Source organism: Pseudoalteromonas sp. SG43-1 (genome assembly GCF_014164415.1).
Classification (GTDB): Bacteria; Pseudomonadota; Gammaproteobacteria; order Enterobacterales; family Alteromonadaceae; genus Pseudoalteromonas; species Pseudoalteromonas distincta.
In genome coordinates, this window is sequence record NZ_JACJFD010000003.1 from 124,369 (window position 1) to 147,361 (window position 22,993).

Below are 22,993 nucleotides of genomic sequence, written 5' to 3' on the forward strand. Positions count from 1 at the left end.
GTTTTACGATTTAGTAGTAGGAGCACGTCTATGTTAATACAGTTAAACCCAACTGGGGTTTTAGATTTACTGTCGCAATTAGAAGTTGATTTATTAGAGCAATCGTCTGCTAGTGAGCGTTATAAATTATTTAGAAACTGCGTACTTGCAGTCCTCAATGTAGGTAGCCATACCGACGACAGTAACGATATATACGACAAATACAAAGATTTTGATATTCGTTTAGTAAGCCGCGAACGAGGTATTAAAATTGAGCTTGAAAACCCACCCGAAACCGCATTTGTTGATGGCGAAATAATTACCGGTATTCACGAACATATATTTTCTGTTATTCGTGATATTTTGTTTATTTGTCAAAAATACGAAAAAGATTTAAAAGAGCAAAAAGCCATAACCCATATGGTGTTCGATATGCTCAGAAATGCAGGTGCACTGCGTGTTAAAAGCGAGCCTAACATGGTTGTTTGCTGGGGCGGACATTCAATAAACGAGGTTGAATATAAGTACACAAAACAAGTAGGTTACGAACTTGGTTTACGTGGATTAAATATTTGTACCGGTTGTGGTCCTGGTGCCATGAAAGGCCCAATGAAAGGCGCAACTATTGGCCACGCAAAGCAACGTAACACCGATAATCGCTACTTAGGTTTAACAGAGCCAAGCATTATTGCTGCCGAGCCACCAAATCCTATTGTAAACGAACTCGTTATTTTACCTGATATTGAAAAACGCCTTGAAGCTTTTATTAGAACAGCTCACGCAATTATCATTTTTCCTGGTGGCGCAGGTACTGCTGAAGAGTTGTTATATTTATTAGGCATATTGTTGCACCCAGATAATACTAAACAATGTTTACCTGTTATTTTAACTGGCCCCAAACAAAGCGAGGCGTACTTTAAAGAGCTATGCGAGTTCGTTGAAATGACACTTGGTAAGGAAGCCTTGGATAAGTTTGAAGTAATTATCGATAATCCTGAATTAGTCGGTCAAAAACTAAAGTCATCGATGGCTAATGTTCGTGATTACCGTAAAAGTGAAGGTGATGCTTATTACTTTAACTGGACATTAAAAATAGATAACGACTTTCAACAACCTTTTGCACCAACACATCAAAATATGGCAAGTTTAGATTTACACCTTGATCAGCCTAAACAGCTACTCGCGGCTAATTTGCGTAGAGCTTTCTCTGGTATTGTTGCTGGTAATGTAAAAGACGAAGGCGTTAGAGCCATTAAACAAAACGGTCCATACATTTTAAGTGGCGAACCTGCCCTTATGACAAATATGGATAAATTATTACAGGCATTTGTTCTTCAAGGTCGCATGAAGCTCCCTGGTAGTAAATATGTTCCATGTTACAAAATAAAAGCATGAGTTTTATAGTTTGATACCCCATTTACTTCTTATAGATGCGCTTAATTTAATTAGGCGCATTTACGCCGTTGACGCGAATCAAAAACATCATAGCGACGAGCAAATGATACAAACGTGCTGTGCACGTGTAGCCCACGCCTGTAAAAAGCTTTTAGATACGAGTAATGCAACCCATGCCATTGCTGTGTTCGATGGTGACAAAAGCTGGCGTTATCATTTTTATAAAGACTACAAACATTCACGCGCGCCAATGCCCCAAGTATTAAAAGATGCTCTATTGCATTTTAAAGCCGCAATTGAAGAAACAGGTATTGTAGTATTTGAGCCTATTAACGATGAAGCTGATGATATTATTGCAACGCTTGCCTTTAAGGCATCAAATAATCAAATAACGAGCACTGTTGTTTCTACTGATAAAGGCTTTTTACCTTATATTGGCCCTTACATTACAGTTTACGATTACTTTAAAAAGCTCTATCTAGATGAGACAAGTATAAAAGAGCGTTTTGGTGTTGAGCAAAATAAACTCGTTGATTTTTGGGCATTAGCGGGCGATAAAACAAATGATATTCCGGGAGTTAAAGGAATAGGTACTAAATCTGCGCAGCAAATAGTTAATAACTATAACTCAATTGAACAAGCAGCCGAAGATGAGTCTCTAAGCCCGAGTATTAAAGCAAAGTTAGCCGCTAATATGGATATGTACGTAATTTCAAAGCACTTGGTTAGTTTACGCACCGATATAAATTTAGGTTTTAGTTTAAAGCAGTTAAGACTTAATTAGTCGCAAGTTAATAGCCTCTAAACATTACAAAACGTATACTGATATTAGTTACCGGAGTCAGAGTAAGCCATATTGAAAAAATTTATCCGATATTTAATTTTAGGTTTAGGGCTATATGCACTGATAGCTGCATTGGTGATTACCTTTTATAAAGACGATCCTCAAGCTATGATTTGGCAAGACCGAGAGGCTTTCAATAAACGTTACATCGAAAAACTATCACTTGAGCAGCCAACAACACTAAATAGTGTTCTTGATTACTTAGGCAGCCCCGATCTTACTTATGCCAAACGAGATGGTGAACAAGTATTTCAGATAGTTTTTTATCGTACACAACATAAAACATCTGACGGTATTACCACTATGGATGAATGTACTGGCCTATTATTTAAAAATGGGCAGCTGTTTTTATGGGGCCCGAGTGCATACAATAAATACCAAGAACAAAATTAGGTGAAGGTTTAATGGATGAAGCTGTTTCAACTACCTTAGAGCAGCTGCTTAATAATACGCAGCTGTTTTTAAGTTATTATAACAATAAACAAAAATGGACAGCTCTATATCCAATGGCAAGTAAGCTAGCTGAGCAATATAGAGTGCTCTACAGCAAACAGCCATTCGCATTACAATCCCGATTAACGCTTTATAATCCAAGTTATTCTTATGCAACAAATTTAATTGTTAGTCAGAGCGTCATAACTGCTGCCCTGTGTAAATCTCAAAATTATAATAGTGCCTTAAGTGAGCTATACATAGCCGCTACACTCATTGAACATTTATGTGTTGGAGCGCAATTAAACAAGCTTTGCGAGCAAACACCTTTTCAAGATTCTGATAAAAAAATTTGGAAAATGCGTCATCAGTTAGCAGCAAAAGTAATGTTAGCTAGTGGCGATTCAGCCAAACCTGTTACGCAGTTACTAGCTAAATTAAATAAGTATAAACAAGCACTGGTAAGTGCTCCTAAAATAATGCTTTACGATGGGGGCATAACGCTAATTGCTTTAGCAAATATTATTAGCATGAACATTACGAGCAATACGGCTAATAAACATATTAGCTTATATAAAGCACTTACCGATTTGTACATTCGCACACCTAACTTGTTCGCACTGCAATTAATTAAATCACTAATAGCGCATTTAGGGCCATTATTACCGGGAAGCCGCGTTTTATACGCTGAGCAAACCATGATTTATTTAGCAACTGATGCACAACAACGGCATGTTTTGATTAGTACGGCAAATCCAAATAAATTAACCTGGTACAGAGTAAAAGCAACGCTTAACGATAATCCAAAACAATGGCATTGCACTGATAAAACCATTAGCTTTAAAGTATTTAACAGTGAACATGTAAAACCACAAAGTGAGCTTGAGGTTGATAAGGCACAATCTTTACTTGAGCTAATAAGTAATATTAAGTTACAGCACGAATACAGCTATAAAGGATTAAGCCTGCTGATGGTGCCTCACCCTCTCGTAATTGCTAATTTATGCGAGGCTGTAAAACCATATAATAAAGAACATCAGCCCGCAAAAGACTTAAAACATAGTTTATCGATGGTCGGTTATTATAATGCACCTGCAATAATTCAACGGGTTGTTTTTGAACAATTAGTTAATGTTACCCCACATCCATTGCAAGCCTACGTGACTAACAGATTAAATGGATTAGTAAAAATAATGGCTTTATTGGTTAGTAAAAATGATCACGACCAGTTTGAGCACATCACTTTACCTTTATACGCTTACGCCCATTTTTTATTAACGCAATGCAGTACACAACTTTCTCGTAAAACACTGATTGACGACACACCAAATAAAACATTGAGTACCCCTATCTGCTCCTTTTTTGGGGTAAATTCAATTAACACTGAACAACTAACACAACAACTTACTCATTTATTGAGTGATAACCCATGGACTGCAGCACTCTTAGAGGCAGAGCAAACACCTAAAAAGCACTTAACTGAGGCCCATAAACTTTGGATTACACTTAAGGTTGTCGCTCAAAATGTGTTTAAACCAGAACTTTCGCTAACTCCGTGGCAGCAGCAAACGTTAAATGAACAGCTAAAAATACTCAAGTGGCATAACCAAGCTGATTTTTATCAACAATTAGAATCTCTTGAGTTGTTTAATAGTATTTAGTTTATTAGAAGCTATTTTATGTCTTTATACCCATTATAACTTTCGTGTATACCCAGTATTTTTTGTATAAACTAGCAAAATGGGTGATAAATTGGTATAAATGCGCCCTTAAATTTTCAAGCACGTTCACATAAATGTTCTAACAAGCGGTTACTCTCTCAGAGTAATAATTTATGTGCAAATCAAACTCTTTAAAGGAAAAGTCAATGGCCAAACAAACCATCACAGTGATCAAAGGCGACGGCATCGGTCCGAGCATTATCGACTCAGCACTTGAAATATTAAAAGCCGCAGGTTGCGACTTTGATTATGAATTTGTTGATGCTGGCCTAGCTGCACTTGAAAAAACAGGTGAGTTATTACCGCAAGAAACAGTTGATACAATTGCTAAAAACAAAATCACTCTTAAAGGCCCATTAACTACGCCTGTAGGTGAAGGTTTTACATCTATTAACGTAACACTTCGTAAGCAATTTGGTTTATACGCTAACGTACGTCCAGTTAAATCATTTGTTGGTACTAAAGCGCGTTACGACGATATTGATATCATCACTATTCGTGAAAACACTCAAGGTATGTACTCAGGTGCTGGCCAAGTAGTAAGTGAAGACGGGAATGAAGCAGAAGCAAAATCGATAATTACGCGTGAAGGCGCAGAAAAAATCGTAACTTTTGCATACGAGCTAGCGGTACGCGAAGGTCGTAAAAAAGTAACTGCAGTTCATAAAGCTAACATTTTAAAATCAACATCTGGTTTGTTTTTAAAAGTAGCACGTGAAGTAGCTGAGCGTTACCCACAAATTGAATCAAATGAAATGATTGTTGATGCAACATGTATGAAGCTAGTAATGACACCTGAAGAGTTTGACGTAATTGTTACGACTAACTTATTTGGTGATATTTTATCTGACCTTTGTGCTGGTTTAGTTGGCGGTTTAGGTATGGCTCCAGGTGCTAACATTGGTGAAGACGCTGCAATTTTTGAAGCTGTACACGGTAGTGCACCAGATATTGCTGGCAAAAACCTAGCTAACCCAACATCTGTAATTTTAGCGTCTATTCAAATGCTTGAGCATTTAAATATGGGCGATACTGCAGAGCGTATTCGTAGTGCTGTTGCTGATGTAATTAAATCAGGCGACCGTACAACTCGCGATTTAGGTGGCAGCCACGGTACAACTGATTTCACTCAATCAGTAATTGACCGTTTATAATTAATATTTGTTATTAATTTAAATAGCCCGCTAATTTAGCGGGCTTTTTTGTGTTTGCTAACTGCGTTTACTAACCTAGTGTATTTATGCAGGTTAGTATTAAACCTAAATAAACTTAACAGTAATAATCCTAATAAACCCGTCAGTGATCCGCCACTTGAACCCGAACTACTTTGTTGTTTTTGTACAGTAGCAGATAACTCTTGAGTAAAAGTATCATTGGTTTGAGTATCAGTAACATTCAACGTTACGTTATAAGTCCCGTCAGCTTGATAAGTATGCCTTGGGTTTTGTAAATTTGATAACGCACTGCCATCACCAAAATCCCAACTGTAAGTATAACTATTAAAGCCGCCGGTTACTTGGGCATTAAATTGTGCGCTTAAATCACTAACTGTAACGTTTGCGTTTATGCTAAGCGGAACATTAGCAGTTACATCAATCGCTTTTGATTGTTCAGTGCCTTCGTCATCTGTCACTGTAAGCGTTACTTGGTAATCGCCAGAGTACAAATAATTATACGTAAGCGATTGAGTCGCTAAAGTACTTCCATCTCCTAGCTGCCAATTATAAGTATACGGTGCGATTCCACCTGTAAGCGATGCCTCAGCTGTTAAAGCTCCTTGGTTTATTACATATTCAATTTCATTTACAGTTAATGGTTCAACTAATGTAACTTGTGCTACAGCGACTTGCTGTGAAGTACCATTATCTGCCATAAACTCAACGTTATAAGTGCCATAGTCTTGGTATTCATAAGTAGGCGTTAACTCTGTGCTGGAGCTTCCATCGTCAAAACTCCACGTAAATTTGTCCGCAGGAGTAAGTGCAAAACCTTCTACACTAAAATTAACGGTTAAACCGTTTTTAGTAAAATTAATTCCCTTAGTAACATCGTAAGTAAGCTCTACTTCTATATCTTCACTGTCTGCTGACTGGCTTATAATATTAAAGCCAAAACCAACCTGTGGAAGCACAACACCCGATGGTTTTTGCGCTGCAAAGCTATAATCGGTTTTATCAGTAAACCCGGTGATAGCTGATAAATCATCATCACCTAACCCTGCCCCTTGTTGATATAGGCTAAAAGCAGCATCACGTATTTGAATTGCTGAAGCAGCCGGAGTTTGCGTACTGCCTTTATTTATTGAACGCTGATCGGCATCTACCACTAATGCAAAACCACTACCTGGATGCTCGGTAGTGTTATTATCTGCTTGAGATTCATTGCTGTACCACAATAATAAGCCTGGTGAGTACTGCTCAGCTTGTAAGCTACTGTCAACGCCTGTGTATGAACGCAGTTGTAGATAGTAATGTGATGGCGATGCATATGTGTAACTACCTACTTTTTCAAAGCCATTAAACTCAGTGTGAACTTGATCTTGTGCATTATTTTGCCAAATTAAAGTATCACTTTGCTCAATGCGCATATCATCAACAACAAAACCATAATAATGTGTGTTCGCATCTGTTATGTATTCAATTTTTAAATCAATTGTTTGCCCAGAATAAGCTGATAAATCAAACTTATGGGTCAAATAGCCGTTAGGTTGCTTAGCATCACTATTAAGAAATGAATCACCTGAGATATACGGACCAATATCACCGTAGTATGGATTAAGCGCTTGCGTATAATTACTCGCGATTGGCTCGCCATTTACTTTTACTTGAACTAAATCGTAATCGCGCTCAATACTGTAATATGCAATAAAGCTTAAAGTAAGTGTCTCAGTTGTGCTTGGTAGCGCTATTGTATTAACTAAGCTATTGCTAATATTGTCGCCCGTATTTGAATAGTATTGAAAATCACCTTCAACTGGATCCCTAAATTTTTCGAGCCTTGGTGGTAGTGTTATTTTTATTTGATTTTGCTGTTGTGAAGTACTCGCAGTATTAATTAATGTTTGCTGTGAGTTAGCCTCTATCTCATCCATATCAAGCGTAAGCTGGTTAACCCAGTTACCCTGGTACCGCTTTTGTAAATATTCAAGCGCATAAGGGCTAAACATAACTGGCTCTGAGCCTCTTGGCGAACCAGCCCAACTTCCTGTCGACATAACTGACCAAGATGCGACAGGCTCACCTACCGTGTTAGATTGTAAGTCGTATTCATCTAATAATCCTAAATCATGCCCAAACTCATGCACAACCACACCAATCCCGGCATCAATAGGGTTAATGGTATAACCAAAGAGCTTAATGTTGCTGCCTGCAATCTCGCTCGGCCCGCTATTTTCATCAAATACATAGTAGCGGTGCGACCAAATAGCATCGGTGCTTAGGTAACCGCCACCCGCTTCTTCGCCAATACTTGAATGAAATACCATTACATGGTCAATAATGCCATTAGGTTCATTAAGGATACCGTCACCATCAATATCATCTAAATCAGTTAAGTCATAATCCGCTAAATTAATATTAAACTTTGCAACTGCTTTCTCCACAGCCTCTTTAATTAAAGCGGGCGCATTTATATCCCGTGTACTGCCTTGGCGCTCACCATATATTTTTGCATTGCTATTAGCGGTTACCCAACCATATACCTGCCCGCTAAAGTTTAAGCTATTTCCCGAAGCCGCTTTATAATAATCAGCAGCCGTTTTTAAGCTTTGTCCATCAGGGCCTGTATAACCTTGAGTATTAAAAAGCATTTGCTGATAGTGCTCAGTTGAATAATCAGCGTAAAACATGTCGGTGTCTTGCTCTACAAGTTGATTGTCGTCATGTTTAAGATCAGGAAAATCAATTAAGATACCTAACACTTTTACATCATTAACGCTTTGATCTGGCACTAGCGACGTTGAAAAAGCGACCTGTTGTTTATTTGTGTTTGAAAAAAAGTTGGAAGAGGATTTAAATTGCCTAAAGCCATTTTTAATTGAGTGATTGGCAACGTCTTTGTTACTCATATATGACTTAAATGAACTATCTAACTCACTTGAAGATATTTGGTCTCTTTTTTTAAGCCAATATAAAATACGCTCTTCGTTAGTTATACCAACATCATGCGGACTTAAGTTATTAGCCGCCACCATAGGGCTTAATAGCGTAGTTAAAAGCGCAATTAACGTCACTTTTTTCACTGTGTTTTCCTCAAACATAATTATGTAGCAATCATACCTAATAATAGAAATTTAAACATGCGATAAAAACATATAGTTAACATATGCAATTAAAGCTAATGGTCTCTCACACTATTTTATATCTAAAATCGAACTTACAACCTAAAATGCATAATTTCTGCCAGTAAACTCAATTAAACATAGGCTTTCTGCAGGTTTAAATTAAAAAAAGCCACAAAACGAATTTAAAATGCAAAAAACAGCTTTCAAGGTTGACATGAAGGCTCAAAACCCTTAAAAATAAACCTATACAAAATCTTTAATTTAAAAGCAGTGTTTTGCTAAGTAGAGTAAAAACTATGAACACACACATTAATCTTTTAGTCGTACTCGTACTGGTCTTAGTTATAAGCCCAGCGGGGATGTATTAAAAGGTGATACTGCTTTTTAAAAACCCTCGCACTACGCGGGGGTTTTTTTATGCATAAAAAAGCGCACAGAGGAATGAGGATGAGCAAACAAGAATATAATGGTTCTGAACTAGTAGTTCAGGCATTAAAAGAGTTAAAGGTAAAATACATATTTGGCTATCCCGGTGGTTCGGTTTTAGACTTATATGATGCACTTTTTCAGCAAGATGACATTGAACATATATTAGTACGTCACGAACAAGCTGCAACACATATGGCTGACGGCTATGCCCGCGCTACTGGAGACGTTGGTGTTGTACTTGCAACCTCAGGCCCTGGCGCTACAAACTGTATTACAGGTATTGCAACGGCCTACATGGATTCAATTCCTATGGTTGTGTTATCAGGCCAAGTGCCTACAAATTTGATTGGCGACGACGCATTCCAAGAAACCGATATTGTGGGTTGTTCTCGCCCTGTAGTTAAACACAGTTTTAACTGTAGAAGTGCTAAAGACATCCCTACAATCTTAGCTAAAGCTTTTTATATTGCTAGCACTGGTCGCCCAGGTCCTGTCGTTGTTGAGCTTCCAAAAGATATGCTTAACCCTGCTATTAAGTTTGAATACGAATTTCCTAAAACCACCGAGCTGAGAACTTACAGCCCTAATACTAAAGGGCACTCAAAACAAATTCGCAAAGCCGTAACAGCTATTTTAGAGGCCAAAAAACTGGTTATCTACTCTGGTGGTGGTATTGTTATTTCAAATACATCAGAGCAATTAACGCATTTAGTTGAATCATTAAATGCCCCCATTACAAATACACTAATGGGATTGGGTGGTATTTCAGGTGTGCATCCAAACTTTGTAGGTATGTTAGGCATGCACGGCACGCTTGAGGCAAACAAAGCAATGGCTAACGCCGATGTGATTTTAGCGCTTGGTGCCCGATTTGATGACAGGGTAACTAATAACGTTCAAAAGTTTTGTCCTAATGCCACAATTGTTCATGTTGATGTTGACCCAACTTCAATTTCTAAAACGATTAAAGCACACATACCAGTTGTAGGTTGTTTAGCAACCGTACTTGAACAACTACAAGCGGGTATTGATAAAAGCCCAATTAAAATAGACCGCAGCGCGCAAGAAGATTGGTGGCGACAAATTATCAGCTGGCGCGAACAAAAGTGCTTAAGCTACAACACTGCTGGCGACAAAATTAAACCACAAGCCGTGATAGAAGCGGTCTATAAAGCTACTAATGGCGATGCTTATGTAAGTTCTGACGTTGGTCAGCATCAAATGTTTGCAGCGCAATATTATCCATTTAAGCATCCTCGTCAATGGATCAACTCAGGCGGCCTAGGCACCATGGGCTTTGGTTTACCTGCTGCAATGGGCGTAAAGCTAGCCTTTCCTGATAAAGAGTCTGTGTGTATTACGGGTGATGGCTCTATTCAAATGAATATTCAAGAACTATCAACCTGTTTACAGTACAACCTAGCGGTAAAAGTTGTATCACTTAATAACCGCTCTTTAGGTATGGTACGCCAATGGCAAGACATGGTTTACGGTGGACGTCATTCATCATCTTACATGGATTCACTACCTGATTTTGTTAAGTTAGTTGAAAGCTACGGCCATGTAGGCATACAAGTAAACACACTAGATGAGTTACAACCTGCTATCGATAAAGCAATGTCAATTAACGACCGATTAGTCTTTTTAGATATAAACGTTGATGAAAAAGAACATGTATACCCAATGCAAATTAAGTTAGGCGGCATTGATGAGATGTGGTTACGTAAAGGAGTAAAAGCATAATGCGTCGTATTTTATCTATTTTATTAGAAAACGAACCAGGTGCCCTATCACGTATTGTTGGGCTTTTTTCACAACGTGCATATAACATCGACAGCCTAACTGTTGGCACAACTGACGATCAATCACTATCACGTATTACCATTACCACTATGGGTGATGACAGAGTTGTAGAGCAAATTACAAAGCAGGTTAACAAATTAGTCGACGTGCTTAAAATTATCGATTTAACAGAAATGAGTCACATTGAACGTGAGCTATTGCTTGTCAAGGTATTTGCTCAAGACGAGACTACTCGTGCAGCGGTTACGCGAGTAGTTGATGTGTTCCAAGGTGCTATTTTAGATATGGGCCGACAAAGCTATAGTCTACAACTAGTGAGCAGTACAGACAAAATAGAATCGTTTTTAGACACTCTTCGTCATGAAACCGATATTATTGAAGTTGTACGTTCTGGCGCTGTTGGCATTGGTCGAGGCGATAAAGCCTTAAAAGCATAAATTTATAATATAAAGGCATCAATTGATGTCTTTATTAAACATAAAAAAAAAGAGCTAATTAGCTCTTTTTTTAATTTAATTCGTTAAACCTATTAAGGGTTTACTTGGTCTTTAAGACCTTTACCTGCTTTAAAGCTTGGGATAGTTGCCGCTGCGATTTGGATCTCAGCACCCGTTTGTGGGTTACGGCCAGTGCGAGCTGCACGTTCTTTTACTGAGAAAGTACCAAAACCAACTAATGCTACTGAATCACCTTCTTTTAAAGAAGAAGTTACAGCACCTGTAAACGCGTCAAGAGCACGAGTAGCAGCGGCTTTAGAGATTTCTGCATCAGTAGCAATTTTTTCAACTAATTGAGCTTTATTCATTGTTAGATTCCTATTCGTTATTATTTTGCCTTCGCAAAACCTATCTTTATGCATTTTTAAAGAGTTAGCAACAGCAAATTGCATTTTTTGCTTAAATTCTTAAAAAATGAGTAAAATTTAAATAATTCTCTGTAAAATACAGCGTGTTGGGTTAACAAAGACTTAATTTGAGTACAATTTTGGCGCAAGTTAAGCAACTGGGTAAAGAAGCTATATTTTTTCGATCACTAAGGTCACTTCCCCGACCTCGACTCCAAACTTAACAATAGATGTGCGGTTTATCAAGCGCGATTGTGTAACCAGGTACATCCAATCATCAAAATTCACTTTTAAAGTACTGCCATCGTATGGAAGCTCTACATCGTAATTCCAATGAAATACGCTGCCATCACTTCTACCTTTTGCAGTACCTATAACATCATCTGCCACACCCGTTAAACTATTGTCTTCGTTTAACGTTATTTTCCAAATACGCTTTTGAGTTTCGCCATCGTCATAAACAAAGTCTTCTTCAATAACGCCCTGGTTACCATCCCAGCTCGCATTCATATCTACGACAAGCTTGCGGGTCAATTCACCCTTAAAGTCTTGTACAACACCGTAGGCTTTCAAATTTCCACTAAAAAATGTTTTAAAGTCAAAGTTTGGCGATGTATTTTTATAATGCTCTACATTTGGTGCCGAACAGCTTATCAGCAACAAAGCAGATAAGCATACAAGAGCTGTTTTAAACGCGTTAAATACATTCATATTAATTCCCTAATAGTTGCTTTCGTAGTTTCGGCTCTGAGGTTTTTTCATCCAGCCAAATGGCTAAAAAATCACTCGAAAATTGAGGTTCATTTATTTCGCCAATTTTTTCATCATTATGATAAAAAGTACTCATACCCTGCTCATTTGTGACTAACGTTAGCGAATCACCTTGTCTAATATCAGGCCAAATAGACAATAATTTACTGTCGTATTTGTCTGCTAGCTCTTTTTTTCCAATATGCTCCCACTGCTCATTTGTTGCTTTTACGATTTCTTTAGCTTCAAAGTCACGTAAATAGGTAAGTTTAAATTTAATAGGATGCGTTCCTGCGCTGTAATTACCTGAAGGGGTAAATAAAACCGCGTCATATACATCCCAAAATAAATACTCCATTCGTGCTTCGCCTACTTTGTTAAACTGTGTGTTAGCTAAAACAATTGAAGTTGTAAGCAAATAAAAAGTAACTGCCTTTAGTAAAAATTTCAAAATAAGCTCCCTTGAGTCAATGAGTAATGTTACGAAATGGGAATTGTGGGCGATCAGCGATTTATGAATAACTTGATTTTTTGGTTTATAAAAAGAATAACAGTAAACACTGTAGACCAAAGCGCACCGTAAACGAGCCAAAACTGCCATAAAGGTAAACCTAAACTTATTACTTCAAAGCGTGCTCCAGCCCAATAACTTGCTGGCGCAAAAGCCATGCATACTAAAAAGGCCTGCCAAAGCTTTAATTTACTCAAAAAAACCATAGAAGTATTTAAAGAAAGTAATAACGCAGCCCATAAAAAGACGAGCCATAGAGGGAAGGGATAAACTTTAAATTCTAACAAGCCTAACTTTACTGCTATAAATTCTAATAATAGTGCTAAAGGTAGGGCTTTAATAAGAAGTAAGGTGTCTTGTTTTTTTTGTTTTGACAACCAAAACATTAAAACAATAATCAATCCGCTAAAAAGTAGCGAATCAGCTTCAAGCAGCAAGGATAAAAACCACACTGCTTGAAATAAAACAAAATTAGTAACCGAGCGCAATATCATCGTTATCGCTAACAAAACGTGGTTTACGCGCCATTAAATGCACCGTACTTGTTGCTCTAGCTCTAAACGCGCCTTCGCAATAAGCAAAATAAAACAACCATAAACGATAAAAACGTTCATCAAATTTTGAGCGGTCCAAATCAGGCCAACTTTTTATAAAACGGCTTCGCCAGTCTGCTAATGTTCTTGCGTAGTGTGCACCAATATCATTAACAGTATGAATTACCATGTCGGTATTATTTTTAATCTGCTCACTCATTTCATTAAGTGATGGCAAACACCCGCCTGGAAAAATATACTGCTGAATAAAATCAGAGTTTTTTAAGTAATGCTTATAACGCTGATCGCCAATAGTTATAGCTTGTATGAGCATGGCACCGTCATCTTTTAACAATTCACCACATTGGGTAAAAAAGCTAGGTAAGTACTCATGGCCCACCGCTTCTATCATTTCGATAGAAACAAGCTTGTCGTACTTTCCTTTCAATTGCCTGTAATCAAGCTTAAGTAATGTAATTTTACTTTCAAGACCAAGCTCTGAAATTTTATTAGCGACATAATCATGTTGCTCATCAGATATGGTTGTTGTTGTTACATGGCAATCGTAATGTGTGGCTGCATATATAGCAAAAGCCCCCCACCCTGTACCAATTTCAATTACTGAATCATTTTTTTGAAGCTCAACTTGCTCACAAATGCGTTTAAGCTTGTATTGTTGAGCCTCTTCAAGTGTCGCTTCTTTTGTAGGATATACAGCACTTGAATAAAGCATTTCTTTACTCAAAAATGATTCGTACAAATCATTACCTAAGTCGTAATGAGCAACGATGTTTTTCTTAGAGCCCGATTCAGAATTTTTATTTTTTATGTGATTAAACCGGTGTGCAATATTACTAAAAAATGCGAATTTCTTCTCAAACTCATCAAGTTGCTTCTCATTTATAGCAAATATCTCAATGAAAGAGGTTAAGTTGTCACAAGACCAATGCCCCAAAATATACGCTTCACCAGCGCCAACGCTCCCAGATAATGCAAATGCCTTATACATAGCTTTATCGTTTACTATAATCGTTGCTTTTAGCGCTGAGGATGGGTCACCAAAAACTGTACGCTCGTTTGCATCTACTAAAATAACTTGGCCTGTTTCAATTGACGAAAAGGCTTTAGTCACTAATTTTTTATATATGTTAGTTAACCAGTTTGTGCTTTGTTCGCAATTTAAGCTCGACACTTTATCCATTGAAATACCTATTAATTGTCCTGACTATCTACGTTCTTTATGGCTTGCCTGAGTGACCTAAAAAAGGAACTCGTTTTATAAACAACTTTAACGCTTGATAATAAATACCTTTGAAAATAGACCATGTCATGGCCGGAAAACGTTTAAATAACTTATTAACTTCTTCTTTAGTAAGTTCTTTACGCTTTAAGCGAAGTGTAGCATCAAATAATAGCTCTTCATTTCGCTTATTTTCAATGTGTATCAATGTTTTATCAGGCGATTGCTTAACATGCCAATGATAGTTCATATCTAGATTCATAAAAGGTGATACGGAAAAAACCTTTTTAAAGTTCACTTTTTTTTCTAAAGGTACTAAATAATAATGACGTTCGTTCCATGGTGTATTACTTACTTCAGCAATCATGTATTTAAAACAGGTGTCGTTATGACCAAAAAAGTAAAAATTAACAGGACTAAAATATACACCAAAACAACGAAGTTGCCCAAGCATGTAAATATGAGTAAAGGTTTCAGTAATACCTAAATTGGCAAGTTGTTCGTGTGCACGCTCAATAAGAGGACGTTTAGCAAGCTGTGAGGTGCCTTTAAGATAATCAGCTTCATTAAACTTTAACGCCTTTAAGCCTGACGTACCTATGTGTTTATGCACACCATTTAGTTGTTGAGGATTATTTAAATCTACCCACATCATATATAAAGGGTAACTAAAGCGATGTTCTTTAACAGCAAAACGGCGATGTTTAACATCGCCTAAATACACTGCACTAGTCAAATTCGACCCCAAGTTGCTTGGCTACATCTACACCACTATGTACGCCATCTTCATGAAAACCATTGTACCAATAAGCGCCACAAAAATAACTATTGTTGTGTCCGTCAATACTGTGTTTAAGTTTTTGAGCCGCAATAGACTCTTGGTTAAATACAGGGTGGTGATAAGTAAACTCGCGCAAAATTTTACTTTGGCTTATTCCTTCAAGATGGTTAAGCGTTACACAGAACTGTGTATCTGATTGTATACCTTGCAAAATATTCATTTGGTAAGTTACAACAGCGGCTTTATCAGTGTTGTTGTTAAGTAGGTAGTTCCAGCTTGCCCATGCCGCTTTTCTATCTGGTAAAAGGTTTGTATCGGTGTGCAACACCACTGAGTTCTCAGTGTAAGCTATTGCACCCAATACTGACTTTTCTTGCTCAGTAGCATCACCCAGTAGTGCAAGCGCCTGATCTGAATGACAAGCAAATATTACTTTATCAAATTTACTTTGCTCACCATTGGCAAACTCTATTGTTACTTCATCATTTTGCCGCGTAACTGATTTAATATTTGTATTAAGGTTAATTTTGTCGGCAAAACCTCTGATCAGCGGCTTTATGTACTGACGAGAGCCTCCTGGTACTACATACCACTGTGGTCTATTGGTTACATCTAAAAGCCCATGATTAAAGAAAAACTTAACAAAAAACTCAACGCCTACGTTTTCCATTTCTTTAATACTGGTAGACCAAATAGCCGCGCCCATAGGAAGAATATAATGGTATTTAAAAAAGTCATTAAACTGGTTATCGTTAAGCAATTGCCCTAATGATTGATCAGACTGGTAATCACCTTTTTCATGCATTGCTTTGCACAGTTTGTTAAACCTAACAATGTCGTACAATAATCGCCAAAACTTAGGTCTAAAAATATTACGACGCTGTGCAAATAAGCTTGTAAACGTATGTCCATTGTATTCAAAACCAGTGGCTTCGTTATGCACACTAAAGCTCATCTGGGTTGTTTGTTTATCAATACCAATGCGCGAAAGTAGCTTTTCAAAATATGGGTAAGTTCGGTCATTAAATACAATAAAGCCTGTATCTATTGCGTATTTGATGCCACACACATCAACATCAACCGTTGCTGTATGGCCACCTATGTAATCATTTTTTTCAAATACGGTTACATCGTAATGTTTGTGAAGCAAATGCCCACATGTTAAACCAGATACACCAGTTCCTATTATTGCTATTTTTTTCAACGGGCTAATCCTTTTGCGATTTTAAGCCAAATCGGCAGTGGTAAAATGCGTAAAGCTTTTAATATAAGTGTAAAACGATAAGGGAAATGAACGTCTTTGCGGCGTTTTTGAATACCCTTAATCATGTAGTCAGCTGCTTTTTCAGCAGTAACGGCCATAGGCATCGGGAAATCATTTTTATTAGTAAGTGGCGTTTTTACAAACCCAGGATGAACTAAAGTCACATCAACATCATTTAAATCAACCGCTAAGCTTTTTGCTAAGTAACTTACACCCGCTTTTGATGCGCCATAAGCTTCTGAACGAGGTAGCGCAAGGTAAGTAACACTTGAGCTGACCAAAACAAGTTGGCCGCCTGGATTTATTTTAGGAAGTAACGCCTCAAGGCAATACCCCATAGAAAGTAAGTTAACGTTTATTACACGCTCAAACAACGCGCTATCAAAGTTGCGCGCATCATCTATATATTCACAATTACCAGCGTTTAAAATAACACGGTCAAAATGAGGAAAGCCAACTGTCGACTCTTTTATATCTTGCAGGTTAGTTGCATCAAATTTACATGCTTGGATATTGTCGTATTTAGCAAGCTCGGCGAGCTTATCACTATTACGGCCGCAAGCTATAACAGTGTCTCCTAGCTGTGCATATTTAATTGCTAGCTGCTCGCCAATACCTGATGTAGCACCCGTTATAAGTGTGATCATAATTAACCTGCCCTTTTATCAATTAGCTTTATAACGCTACCAAGTAAAGGAATGTGTTTGTATAACAACTCGCCCACATTAAAGTAGTCTCTGTGCTTAATAATTTTGCCATCTTTAAAAATAAGCTTACTATGACCGGCTACCGAGATAGTTTTACCTGATGAAAGCTTTGGATGTGCATAATGCATAGTCCAATAAATAAAAGCATTGTTACCGCTATTAAACGAATCACTAATATCAAACTGGCAATGCTTAACATTGCTGTATAAGTTAGCAAAGTACCTGCGCAATTCTACAATGCCGTTAATTTCATGCATCGGGTCTATAAACTGTATGTTGTCACAGTAAATATCACTCAATAAATCAAGATTAGTGCTATCAAGCTGTTGGTATATTTCAACAAATTTATCTACTGGTAACTGGTTATCCATATCACACCTTAAATGCAGCAAGTGCACGTTCTCGTGCCGCTTTATGATCAACTATTGCTGGCCAGTAACATTCCTTATCTTTGCCTGTTGCGGCTAAATAAGTGTGTGGAAAATGAATGTGTTTACCTGGCACGTTTTCAAGCTCTGGCAAATACTTACGGATAAACTTGCCCGTTGGATCAAAGCGCTCGCTTTGTCTGATAGGATTAAAAACTCTAAAATAAGGCTGAGCATCACAGCCCGTACTTGCAGCCCACTGCCAACCACCATTATTTGAGGCTAAATCGCCATCAATTAAGTGCTGCATGAAAAAGCGTTCACCTTTACGCCAGTCTATTAATAAATGTTTAGTTAAAAAGCTTGCAACAACCATTCGTAAACGATTATGCATCCAACCGGTTTGCTTAAGTTGTAGCATTGCTGCATCCACTAATGGGTAACCTGTACGCCCTTCGCACCATGCTTTAAAATCGCTTTCGCTTTTACGCCACACTACAGCATTATACTTTTCGTTAAAGTTATCGCCGCGCGAAAGCTTCGGAAATTCAGCAATTAAATGCCTGTAAAATTCGCGCCAAACAAGCTCGTTAATCCACGTAAACGTTTTACTTTTTGATGTAGTTAAAATATCAGGATAACGCTGCTGAATATTAATAAGCAGTTGCTTTGTGCTTACAGTACCTAGTGCTAAATACGGGCTTAAACCCGATGTGCCTTTTACACTTGGAATATCACGCTGGTCGTCGTAACTTGTAAGTTTGTCGCATATAAAATTATCAACTACCGTAGAGAGTGTTTCGTCGTCAACCGGCCACTTATCTGAGCACCCATCACTTTTTAGTAAATCACTCTCGTCAAACTCAATAGGGTCAGAAGTTAAAGGCCATTGTGGCAAACTAAAGTGTGTATCTTGATACTGCTTTAACCATGCACGTTTAAAGGGAGTAAACACTTTATACATTTCATTACTTTGATTTTTGACCGTTCCAACAGGTGCAATTAAATCACCTTCGTACAAAGTAAAAGTAATAGAAAGCTCATCGCATTCGTGCAAAATTGCTTTATCGCGGTTTACTTCATTAAGCTCATATTCTGTATTAGCAATTACGTGTTTTACATCGTTTGCTTTACAAAAGTTAATAAGCTCGCGCGTACAATCACAAAAGCTAGGCGCTTCAATAATATGTAAAGTAATACCGTAATCAGCAAGTTGTGATTGAAGATAAGTAACTCGGCGCTTGAGTAAGTCAATCTGAATAGGCGCAGCTTGGTGTTGTTGCCACTGCTTTTCAGACACAAAAAAAATGGCGTGTTTAGCGCCATTATTTAGCGCTTGAATTAACGCTTCGTTAGAAAAAAGGCGCAAATCGCGCCTAAACCAAAATAATGTATCCATTAAATACCAAATCGTAATTTTAAATCGTGAGGGTATGGGTTAAAAAACACCTGTTTTTCAAGGTACTCATTCGGATGAACTTTCAAATGATGTTTTAACAAGGTAAGTGGTACATACAATGGCACCAATCCTTCGCGGTATTCGTCTATGGCATCACGAAGTTCTTGTTTTTCAACCTTTGATAAATCATTTTTAAAGTAGCCTTGTAAATGCATTAGGGTGTTGCAATTATTTCTTCGAGAAGCAGGCTTTTTCAGACCCGTCATCAAACCTAAAATATATTCATCAGCAACTGCATTTATGTCGTCACCTACGAACGTTCCAAGCAGATTACCCAAATCTCGATAAGCTTGGTAATTATGAGCCATCAACAAGTACTTATACTGAGAATGAAATTGAGTAAGCTTGTGAACCGTTAGTGGTTCTTGTACCAACTTTTGCCAATTTTTAAATACGTAAATTCTCATTACAAAGTTTTCACGTAAATGCATGTCATTTAAGCGACCGTTTTCTTCACATGGCAATAATGGGTTGTGCTTCATTATTTGCTCAGCAAAAAAACCAATGCCTTCAGAAGTATTACCCGTGCCTGCTTCGTTGTATATTTTAATGCGCTCCATGCCGCAGCTTGGACTTTTTGCGCAAAATACAAACCCGCTCAACTCTTTAGCTTGTTCTGTTGCAACTTTTTTACCATACTCGGTAAGTTGTTGACCTACATCTCCAGTGCCATCTGGGCGACATACTTTAATAGTATCTCCCACTTTAACTTGGCGAATAGTTGGACGAGGTATTGGTAAACCTACCGCTACCTCCGGACAAAACCGTGTATATTCAACGTGTTTACCTAACTCATCCATACAGAAGTTTGACTTTTTATGACCTGTGTCAAATCTAACTTTTTCGCCTGCTAAGCAGGCGCTTATACCTATTTTTATTATATCTGTGTGCATAAATTCTCTTAGTAAATCAAATTACCTATTGGATTTAGTAACTTGCTGAAGCCCTTATTAAAATGTAGCGCACTACTGACAACTGTAAAGCACAAACAACCATCTTTTGTTAAAGGTGTATGTTGGTGACTACCATCTTGCCATATAAAGTCACCTGGGACATATTTTCCTTCTTCATCACTAAACTCGCCATCTAGGAGTAAAGTAACTTCAAAGCCAGTGTGCGTGTGTTCTGGTATTTCACCACCAGCATCAATATGTAACAAGCTAGAACGTAATGGGCCATCATCAAGTGCAATACGAGATCTCGCAAGCTTACCCACTTGGGTAAATTTACTGTGAGAAATACGCGTTAGCGCACGTGGAAGCTGATAGTTATGCTCATTAACTTTAATAGAAACAGGCTCTACTTCATAAACTTCGTCGATAGAATCATCAGACATGATCATATCGAGAACATTTAGTTCAAATTCTTCAAGTAAATCAGATTTCTCAGTTTGAGGTTTCTCAAATTTAGCAGGCTCTTCACTAAATAATGCATTTGCATTACTTGCTTCAATTTTAGCTACTTTAGCTTGGCACACAGGGCACATGTCTACGTGAATAGAAACGGCTAAACTCAATGATGTAGCAAGTGATGCATCGCAATACTGTGTCAGTAAAGTTTCACTCGGGTGATGTTTAATCATGCTGATCTCCCATTTCATTACGTAATTTTTGCAAGGCCAAACGTAAACGTGATTTTACCGTGCCTACTGGAATATTAAGTTGATGTGCAAGTTGCTCTTGCGACATGTCTTGAAAATAAACGCCTCTTACCACTTCGCGTTGAGCAATAGGTAATTTGTCTAAATAACGTTTAATTTGTTTATCTTCTAAATGATCACTGTATTCGTGATGTGTATCTTGTGATTCGTTTAATAACGGCCAAATATCTTCGCTTATATTTTCTTCTTTATTACTTTTCATTTTACGAAGCATATCGAATGAAGCGTTACGCATAACGGTATAAACCCACGTAGTAGCCGCACCTTTATCACTGTGATACAAATGTGCTTTACGCCAAACAGATGTTAACGTCTCTTGCACTAGCTCCATTGCTTGAGCTTCAACACCAAATTGCTTAATTCCAAAGCGTTTAATTTTTGGCGCAAAGTATTCAAATAAATAGGAAAATGCTTTTTTATCGCGTGACTGTGCAACATCTATAAGCGCTTGCATGAGTTCTTTACTCGGCGTTTCTGGCATGGCAGTGTACTTACCTGTATTAGGTTCACAACGTGGTGATTGTTGTTGACTTACCATAATAATTTATCCCGTTATTGCTTTTGTATTAAGTAATACGGGCAATAATTAATTTAGGATCATAAAATTTAGGCAAATTCGTTATTAATCACAGTATGGAGGAAATTCAGTAAGTTATCAAAGTTCGTTTCAAACGCAAGTTGCTGTTTTTTCTCAATAGAAATAGGTAGGAGCTCAAGCCAACGAGCTGCAATCCAAGGCAGTTTGTCAAAGTGAGTTTTTTTGTACAGCAAATTAAGTTCCGGATTACTTTTAAACACGTTTAAAAGCGCATCATGCAATAAGTCATGTTCGCCAACTGAGTTGTTAGAATCCTTATACCAATATGGCGTATTACAAGAAGACACCAAACCATGTCGCAGTTCGTCCTCGTCTTGATAAACGTCATTTATTTGAACGCTTTGAGAAGCAAACACATCGATTAATAATACATCGTTGTCGTCTTGGTCAAAATCAATAATATCAACAAGGCAACCTTGCGCGCTTATATTAAATGGCGTGTCGTGCTCAAATGTACAAAGCACAAACCCTGTATTGTTTTTTAATGCGGTTTTAACCATATTTAAATAGCGAGGCTCAAATATGCGTAATCGCGTATAGCCTTCAGGTAACATAAAAATGGGTAATGGAAAAATCGCACGTTTCATAAAGTCTACTTCTTTCAAACACTCTGCCTTTATTTACGTGCGCTTTTGCTAAGTCGATCAGCTTTGTATGAATCGAATTAATTACCAGCTATATAATTGGCTAAAGATTAAACCAACCTCCCATAGCTTTAAACACTTGAACCGAGTAATAAGCGCTAATCATACTGACTACGGGTGCTAACATTAATGCAAATAATCCAAGTTCACTGCTCATCGTTTTAATCCTTTAAATAATTTATTTTGCGTTTTTAATACTAGTGTCAGTATTTTTAGGCGTTGTGCTATGTGTTAAAACGGGCTCATCTAATAAACCCTCTAAAACAGTTTTAGCATCAAAATAAAGCGTTTCCTTTAGTGATTTTTCAAGCTCGATTGTGGTTTGCTTTACGTAGCTTGCTACACTTTGAGTTAATATATCAGTTACATCTAGGTCCACTTCTGTTGCATGTACTTGCGCAGAACCTAATACTAATAAACTTGCCATAGCGATTTTAATTGAATGTTTCATAATGGTATTCCTTGTTTGTGTATTGTTTAGACGTAGTTACATATTCAAGGGTTGTGCCAACATAAAAATAAATCGTAAGCAACTGTAATTAAACAACTTTACATACATCTCTTTAATTTAAAAAATTCATACCTTGTTAATTTAACCATTTAATTTAATTTTTTGACTACTTTTTAGTTAATAAATAAAAGGGTTTAAATGTATTAATACCGTCACACTAAATACATTTAGCGTTTATAAAAACGTCATATCTACCCGCTAAAGTGCACACCACTATAAATAATTCAAAAAGTGCAGT

23 protein-coding genes are annotated in these 22,993 nt (G+C 37.5%); 7 read left to right on the plus strand and 16 right to left on the minus strand.

The genetic code is table 11. The features are described from left to right. Positions 1–30: 30 nt before the first annotated feature. From ppnN to H5159_RS04495, 5 genes are all read left to right on the plus strand, one after another. The gene (gene ppnN / locus H5159_RS04475) at positions 31–1,374 is read left to right on the plus strand and encodes a nucleotide 5'-monophosphate nucleosidase PpnN (protein WP_182779796.1); all 1,344 of its coding nucleotides are present in this window, start codon (positions 31–33) and stop codon (positions 1,372–1,374) included. Between the two features lie 10 nt (positions 1,375–1,384). Next, positions 1,385–2,158, plus strand: coding sequence for a flap endonuclease Xni (gene xni / locus H5159_RS04480; RefSeq protein ID WP_182779797.1), 774 nt, complete (start codon positions 1,385–1,387; stop codon positions 2,156–2,158). 69 nt (positions 2,159–2,227) lie between these two features. Beyond that, positions 2,228–2,611 carry a DUF3192 domain-containing protein gene (locus H5159_RS04485; protein ID WP_024596929.1) on the plus strand — a complete coding sequence of 128 codons (384 nt, stop codon included), beginning with the start codon at positions 2,228–2,230 and terminating at the stop codon, positions 2,609–2,611. Positions 2,612–2,622: 11 nt separating this feature from the next. Beyond that, the gene (locus tag H5159_RS04490; protein ID WP_182779798.1) at positions 2,623–4,311 is read left to right on the plus strand and encodes a hypothetical protein; all 1,689 of its coding nucleotides are present in this window, start codon (positions 2,623–2,625) and stop codon (positions 4,309–4,311) included. A gap of 206 nt (positions 4,312–4,517) precedes the next feature. Further along, positions 4,518–5,525 carry an isocitrate dehydrogenase gene (locus H5159_RS04495; protein WP_039487666.1) on the plus strand — a complete coding sequence of 336 codons (1,008 nt, stop codon included), beginning with the start codon at positions 4,518–4,520 and terminating at the stop codon, positions 5,523–5,525. A gap of 35 nt (positions 5,526–5,560) precedes the next feature. On the opposite strand, the gene H5159_RS04500 is transcribed toward H5159_RS04495, so the two are convergent. Next, a complete protein-coding gene (locus tag H5159_RS04500) occupies positions 5,561–8,611 on the minus strand; it encodes an immune inhibitor A domain-containing protein (protein WP_182779799.1) in 3,051 nt (1,016 codons plus the stop codon). 489 nt (positions 8,612–9,100) lie between these two features. Between H5159_RS04500 and H5159_RS04505 the strand changes: the two genes are divergently transcribed. Both H5159_RS04505 and ilvN read left to right on the plus strand, forming a co-directional pair. Next, positions 9,101–10,825 (plus strand): acetolactate synthase 3 large subunit, encoded by a 1,725-nt coding sequence (locus H5159_RS04505; protein WP_165742623.1) that lies wholly within the window; start codon positions 9,101–9,103, stop codon positions 10,823–10,825. Next, positions 10,825–11,322: an acetolactate synthase small subunit gene (ilvN, locus tag H5159_RS04510; protein ID WP_002960314.1), complete on the plus strand. Its 498-nt coding sequence runs from the start codon at positions 10,825–10,827 to the stop codon at positions 11,320–11,322. Before H5159_RS04505 ends, ilvN begins: the two co-directional genes overlap by 1 nt. A gap of 92 nt (positions 11,323–11,414) precedes the next feature. Here the strand turns inward: ilvN and H5159_RS04515 are convergent, their stop codons facing one another. From H5159_RS04515 to H5159_RS04585, 15 genes are all read right to left on the minus strand, one after another. Beyond that, complete coding sequence (locus H5159_RS04515; protein ID WP_002962474.1) at positions 11,415–11,690, minus strand: HU family DNA-binding protein; 276 nt, start codon at positions 11,688–11,690, stop codon at positions 11,415–11,417. Between the two features lie 210 nt (positions 11,691–11,900). Continuing rightward, positions 11,901–12,440, minus strand: a complete 540-nt coding sequence (locus H5159_RS04520) for a DUF3833 domain-containing protein (protein ID WP_165724279.1) — start codon at positions 12,438–12,440, stop codon at positions 11,901–11,903. A gap of 1 nt (position 12,441) precedes the next feature. Next, positions 12,442–12,930, minus strand: a complete 489-nt coding sequence (locus H5159_RS04525) for a chalcone isomerase family protein (RefSeq protein ID WP_182692608.1) — start codon at positions 12,928–12,930, stop codon at positions 12,442–12,444. Positions 12,931–12,983: 53 nt separating this feature from the next. Continuing rightward, the gene (locus tag H5159_RS04530) at positions 12,984–13,484 is read right to left on the minus strand and encodes a DUF2878 domain-containing protein (protein WP_149603678.1); all 501 of its coding nucleotides are present in this window, start codon (positions 13,482–13,484) and stop codon (positions 12,984–12,986) included. After that, a complete protein-coding gene (locus H5159_RS04535; RefSeq protein ID WP_024596923.1) occupies positions 13,462–14,724 on the minus strand; it encodes a cyclopropane-fatty-acyl-phospholipid synthase family protein in 1,263 nt (420 codons plus the stop codon). The genes H5159_RS04530 and H5159_RS04535 overlap by 23 nt, the downstream gene beginning before the upstream one ends. A 37-nt stretch (positions 14,725–14,761) precedes the next feature. Further along, positions 14,762–15,499: a DUF1365 domain-containing protein gene (locus H5159_RS04540; RefSeq protein ID WP_165742618.1), complete on the minus strand. Its 738-nt coding sequence runs from the start codon at positions 15,497–15,499 to the stop codon at positions 14,762–14,764. After that, positions 15,492–16,748, minus strand: a complete 1,257-nt coding sequence (locus H5159_RS04545; protein ID WP_002962467.1) for an NAD(P)/FAD-dependent oxidoreductase — start codon at positions 16,746–16,748, stop codon at positions 15,492–15,494. The genes H5159_RS04540 and H5159_RS04545 overlap by 8 nt, the downstream gene beginning before the upstream one ends. After that, positions 16,745–17,455, minus strand: coding sequence for an SDR family NAD(P)-dependent oxidoreductase (locus H5159_RS04550; protein ID WP_024596920.1), 711 nt, complete (start codon positions 17,453–17,455; stop codon positions 16,745–16,747). The genes H5159_RS04545 and H5159_RS04550 overlap by 4 nt, the downstream gene beginning before the upstream one ends. Positions 17,456–17,457: 2 nt before the next feature. Further along, entirely contained in the window at positions 17,458–17,886 is a 429-nt protein-coding gene (locus tag H5159_RS04555; protein WP_182721122.1) for a nuclear transport factor 2 family protein, read from the minus strand. A gap of 1 nt (position 17,887) precedes the next feature. After that, a complete protein-coding gene (phrB, locus tag H5159_RS04560; RefSeq protein WP_182779800.1) occupies positions 17,888–19,282 on the minus strand; it encodes a deoxyribodipyrimidine photo-lyase in 1,395 nt (464 codons plus the stop codon). Beyond that, positions 19,282–20,235 (minus strand): DUF523 and DUF1722 domain-containing protein, encoded by a 954-nt coding sequence (locus H5159_RS04565; protein WP_002962461.1) that lies wholly within the window; start codon positions 20,233–20,235, stop codon positions 19,282–19,284. The genes phrB and H5159_RS04565 overlap by 1 nt, the downstream gene beginning before the upstream one ends. A gap of 8 nt (positions 20,236–20,243) precedes the next feature. After that, a complete protein-coding gene (locus tag H5159_RS04570) occupies positions 20,244–20,924 on the minus strand; it encodes a ChrR family anti-sigma-E factor (protein ID WP_182694906.1) in 681 nt (226 codons plus the stop codon). Next, complete coding sequence (locus tag H5159_RS04575; RefSeq protein WP_002962457.1) at positions 20,917–21,540, minus strand: sigma-70 family RNA polymerase sigma factor; 624 nt, start codon at positions 21,538–21,540, stop codon at positions 20,917–20,919. The genes H5159_RS04570 and H5159_RS04575 overlap by 8 nt, the downstream gene beginning before the upstream one ends. A 68-nt stretch (positions 21,541–21,608) precedes the next feature. Further along, positions 21,609–22,187, minus strand: coding sequence for an LON peptidase substrate-binding domain-containing protein (locus H5159_RS04580; protein ID WP_024596915.1), 579 nt, complete (start codon positions 22,185–22,187; stop codon positions 21,609–21,611). 235 nt (positions 22,188–22,422) lie between these two features. After that, positions 22,423–22,695, minus strand: a complete 273-nt coding sequence (locus H5159_RS04585) for a hypothetical protein (RefSeq protein WP_002962453.1) — start codon at positions 22,693–22,695, stop codon at positions 22,423–22,425. Between the last annotated feature and the right edge of the window lie 298 nt (positions 22,696–22,993).

Excerpts from the sequence above, each read along its gene's own strand:
- ppnN (WP_182779796.1), top strand. The coding sequence starts at position 31 with ATGTTAATACAGTTAAACCCAACTGGGGTTTTAGATTTACTGTCGCAA.
- H5159_RS04490 (WP_182779798.1), top strand. The coding sequence starts at position 2,623 with ATGGATGAAGCTGTTTCAACTACCTTAGAGCAGCTGCTTAATAATACG.
- H5159_RS04495 (WP_039487666.1), top strand. The coding sequence starts at position 4,518 with ATGGCCAAACAAACCATCACAGTGATCAAAGGCGACGGCATCGGTCCG.
- H5159_RS04505 (WP_165742623.1), top strand. The coding sequence starts at position 9,101 with ATGAGCAAACAAGAATATAATGGTTCTGAACTAGTAGTTCAGGCATTA.
- ilvN (WP_002960314.1), top strand. The coding sequence starts at position 10,825 with ATGCGTCGTATTTTATCTATTTTATTAGAAAACGAACCAGGTGCCCTA.
- H5159_RS04515 (WP_002962474.1), bottom strand. The coding sequence starts at position 11,690 with ATGAATAAAGCTCAATTAGTTGAAAAAATTGCTACTGATGCAGAAATC.
- H5159_RS04520 (WP_165724279.1), bottom strand. The coding sequence starts at position 12,440 with ATGAATGTATTTAACGCGTTTAAAACAGCTCTTGTATGCTTATCTGCT.
- H5159_RS04530 (WP_149603678.1), bottom strand. The coding sequence starts at position 13,484 with ATGATATTGCGCTCGGTTACTAATTTTGTTTTATTTCAAGCAGTGTGG.
- H5159_RS04535 (WP_024596923.1), bottom strand. The coding sequence starts at position 14,724 with ATGGATAAAGTGTCGAGCTTAAATTGCGAACAAAGCACAAACTGGTTA.
- H5159_RS04550 (WP_024596920.1), bottom strand. The coding sequence starts at position 17,455 with ATGATCACACTTATAACGGGTGCTACATCAGGTATTGGCGAGCAGCTA.
- H5159_RS04555 (WP_182721122.1), bottom strand. The coding sequence starts at position 17,886 with ATGGATAACCAGTTACCAGTAGATAAATTTGTTGAAATATACCAACAG.
- phrB (WP_182779800.1), bottom strand. The coding sequence starts at position 19,282 with ATGGATACATTATTTTGGTTTAGGCGCGATTTGCGCCTTTTTTCTAAC.
- H5159_RS04565 (WP_002962461.1), bottom strand. The coding sequence starts at position 20,235 with ATGCACACAGATATAATAAAAATAGGTATAAGCGCCTGCTTAGCAGGC.
- H5159_RS04570 (WP_182694906.1), bottom strand. The coding sequence starts at position 20,924 with ATGATTAAACATCACCCGAGTGAAACTTTACTGACACAGTATTGCGAT.
- H5159_RS04575 (WP_002962457.1), bottom strand. The coding sequence starts at position 21,540 with ATGGTAAGTCAACAACAATCACCACGTTGTGAACCTAATACAGGTAAG.
- H5159_RS04580 (WP_024596915.1), bottom strand. The coding sequence starts at position 22,187 with ATGAAACGTGCGATTTTTCCATTACCCATTTTTATGTTACCTGAAGGC.
- H5159_RS04585 (WP_002962453.1), bottom strand. The coding sequence starts at position 22,695 with ATGAAACATTCAATTAAAATCGCTATGGCAAGTTTATTAGTATTAGGT.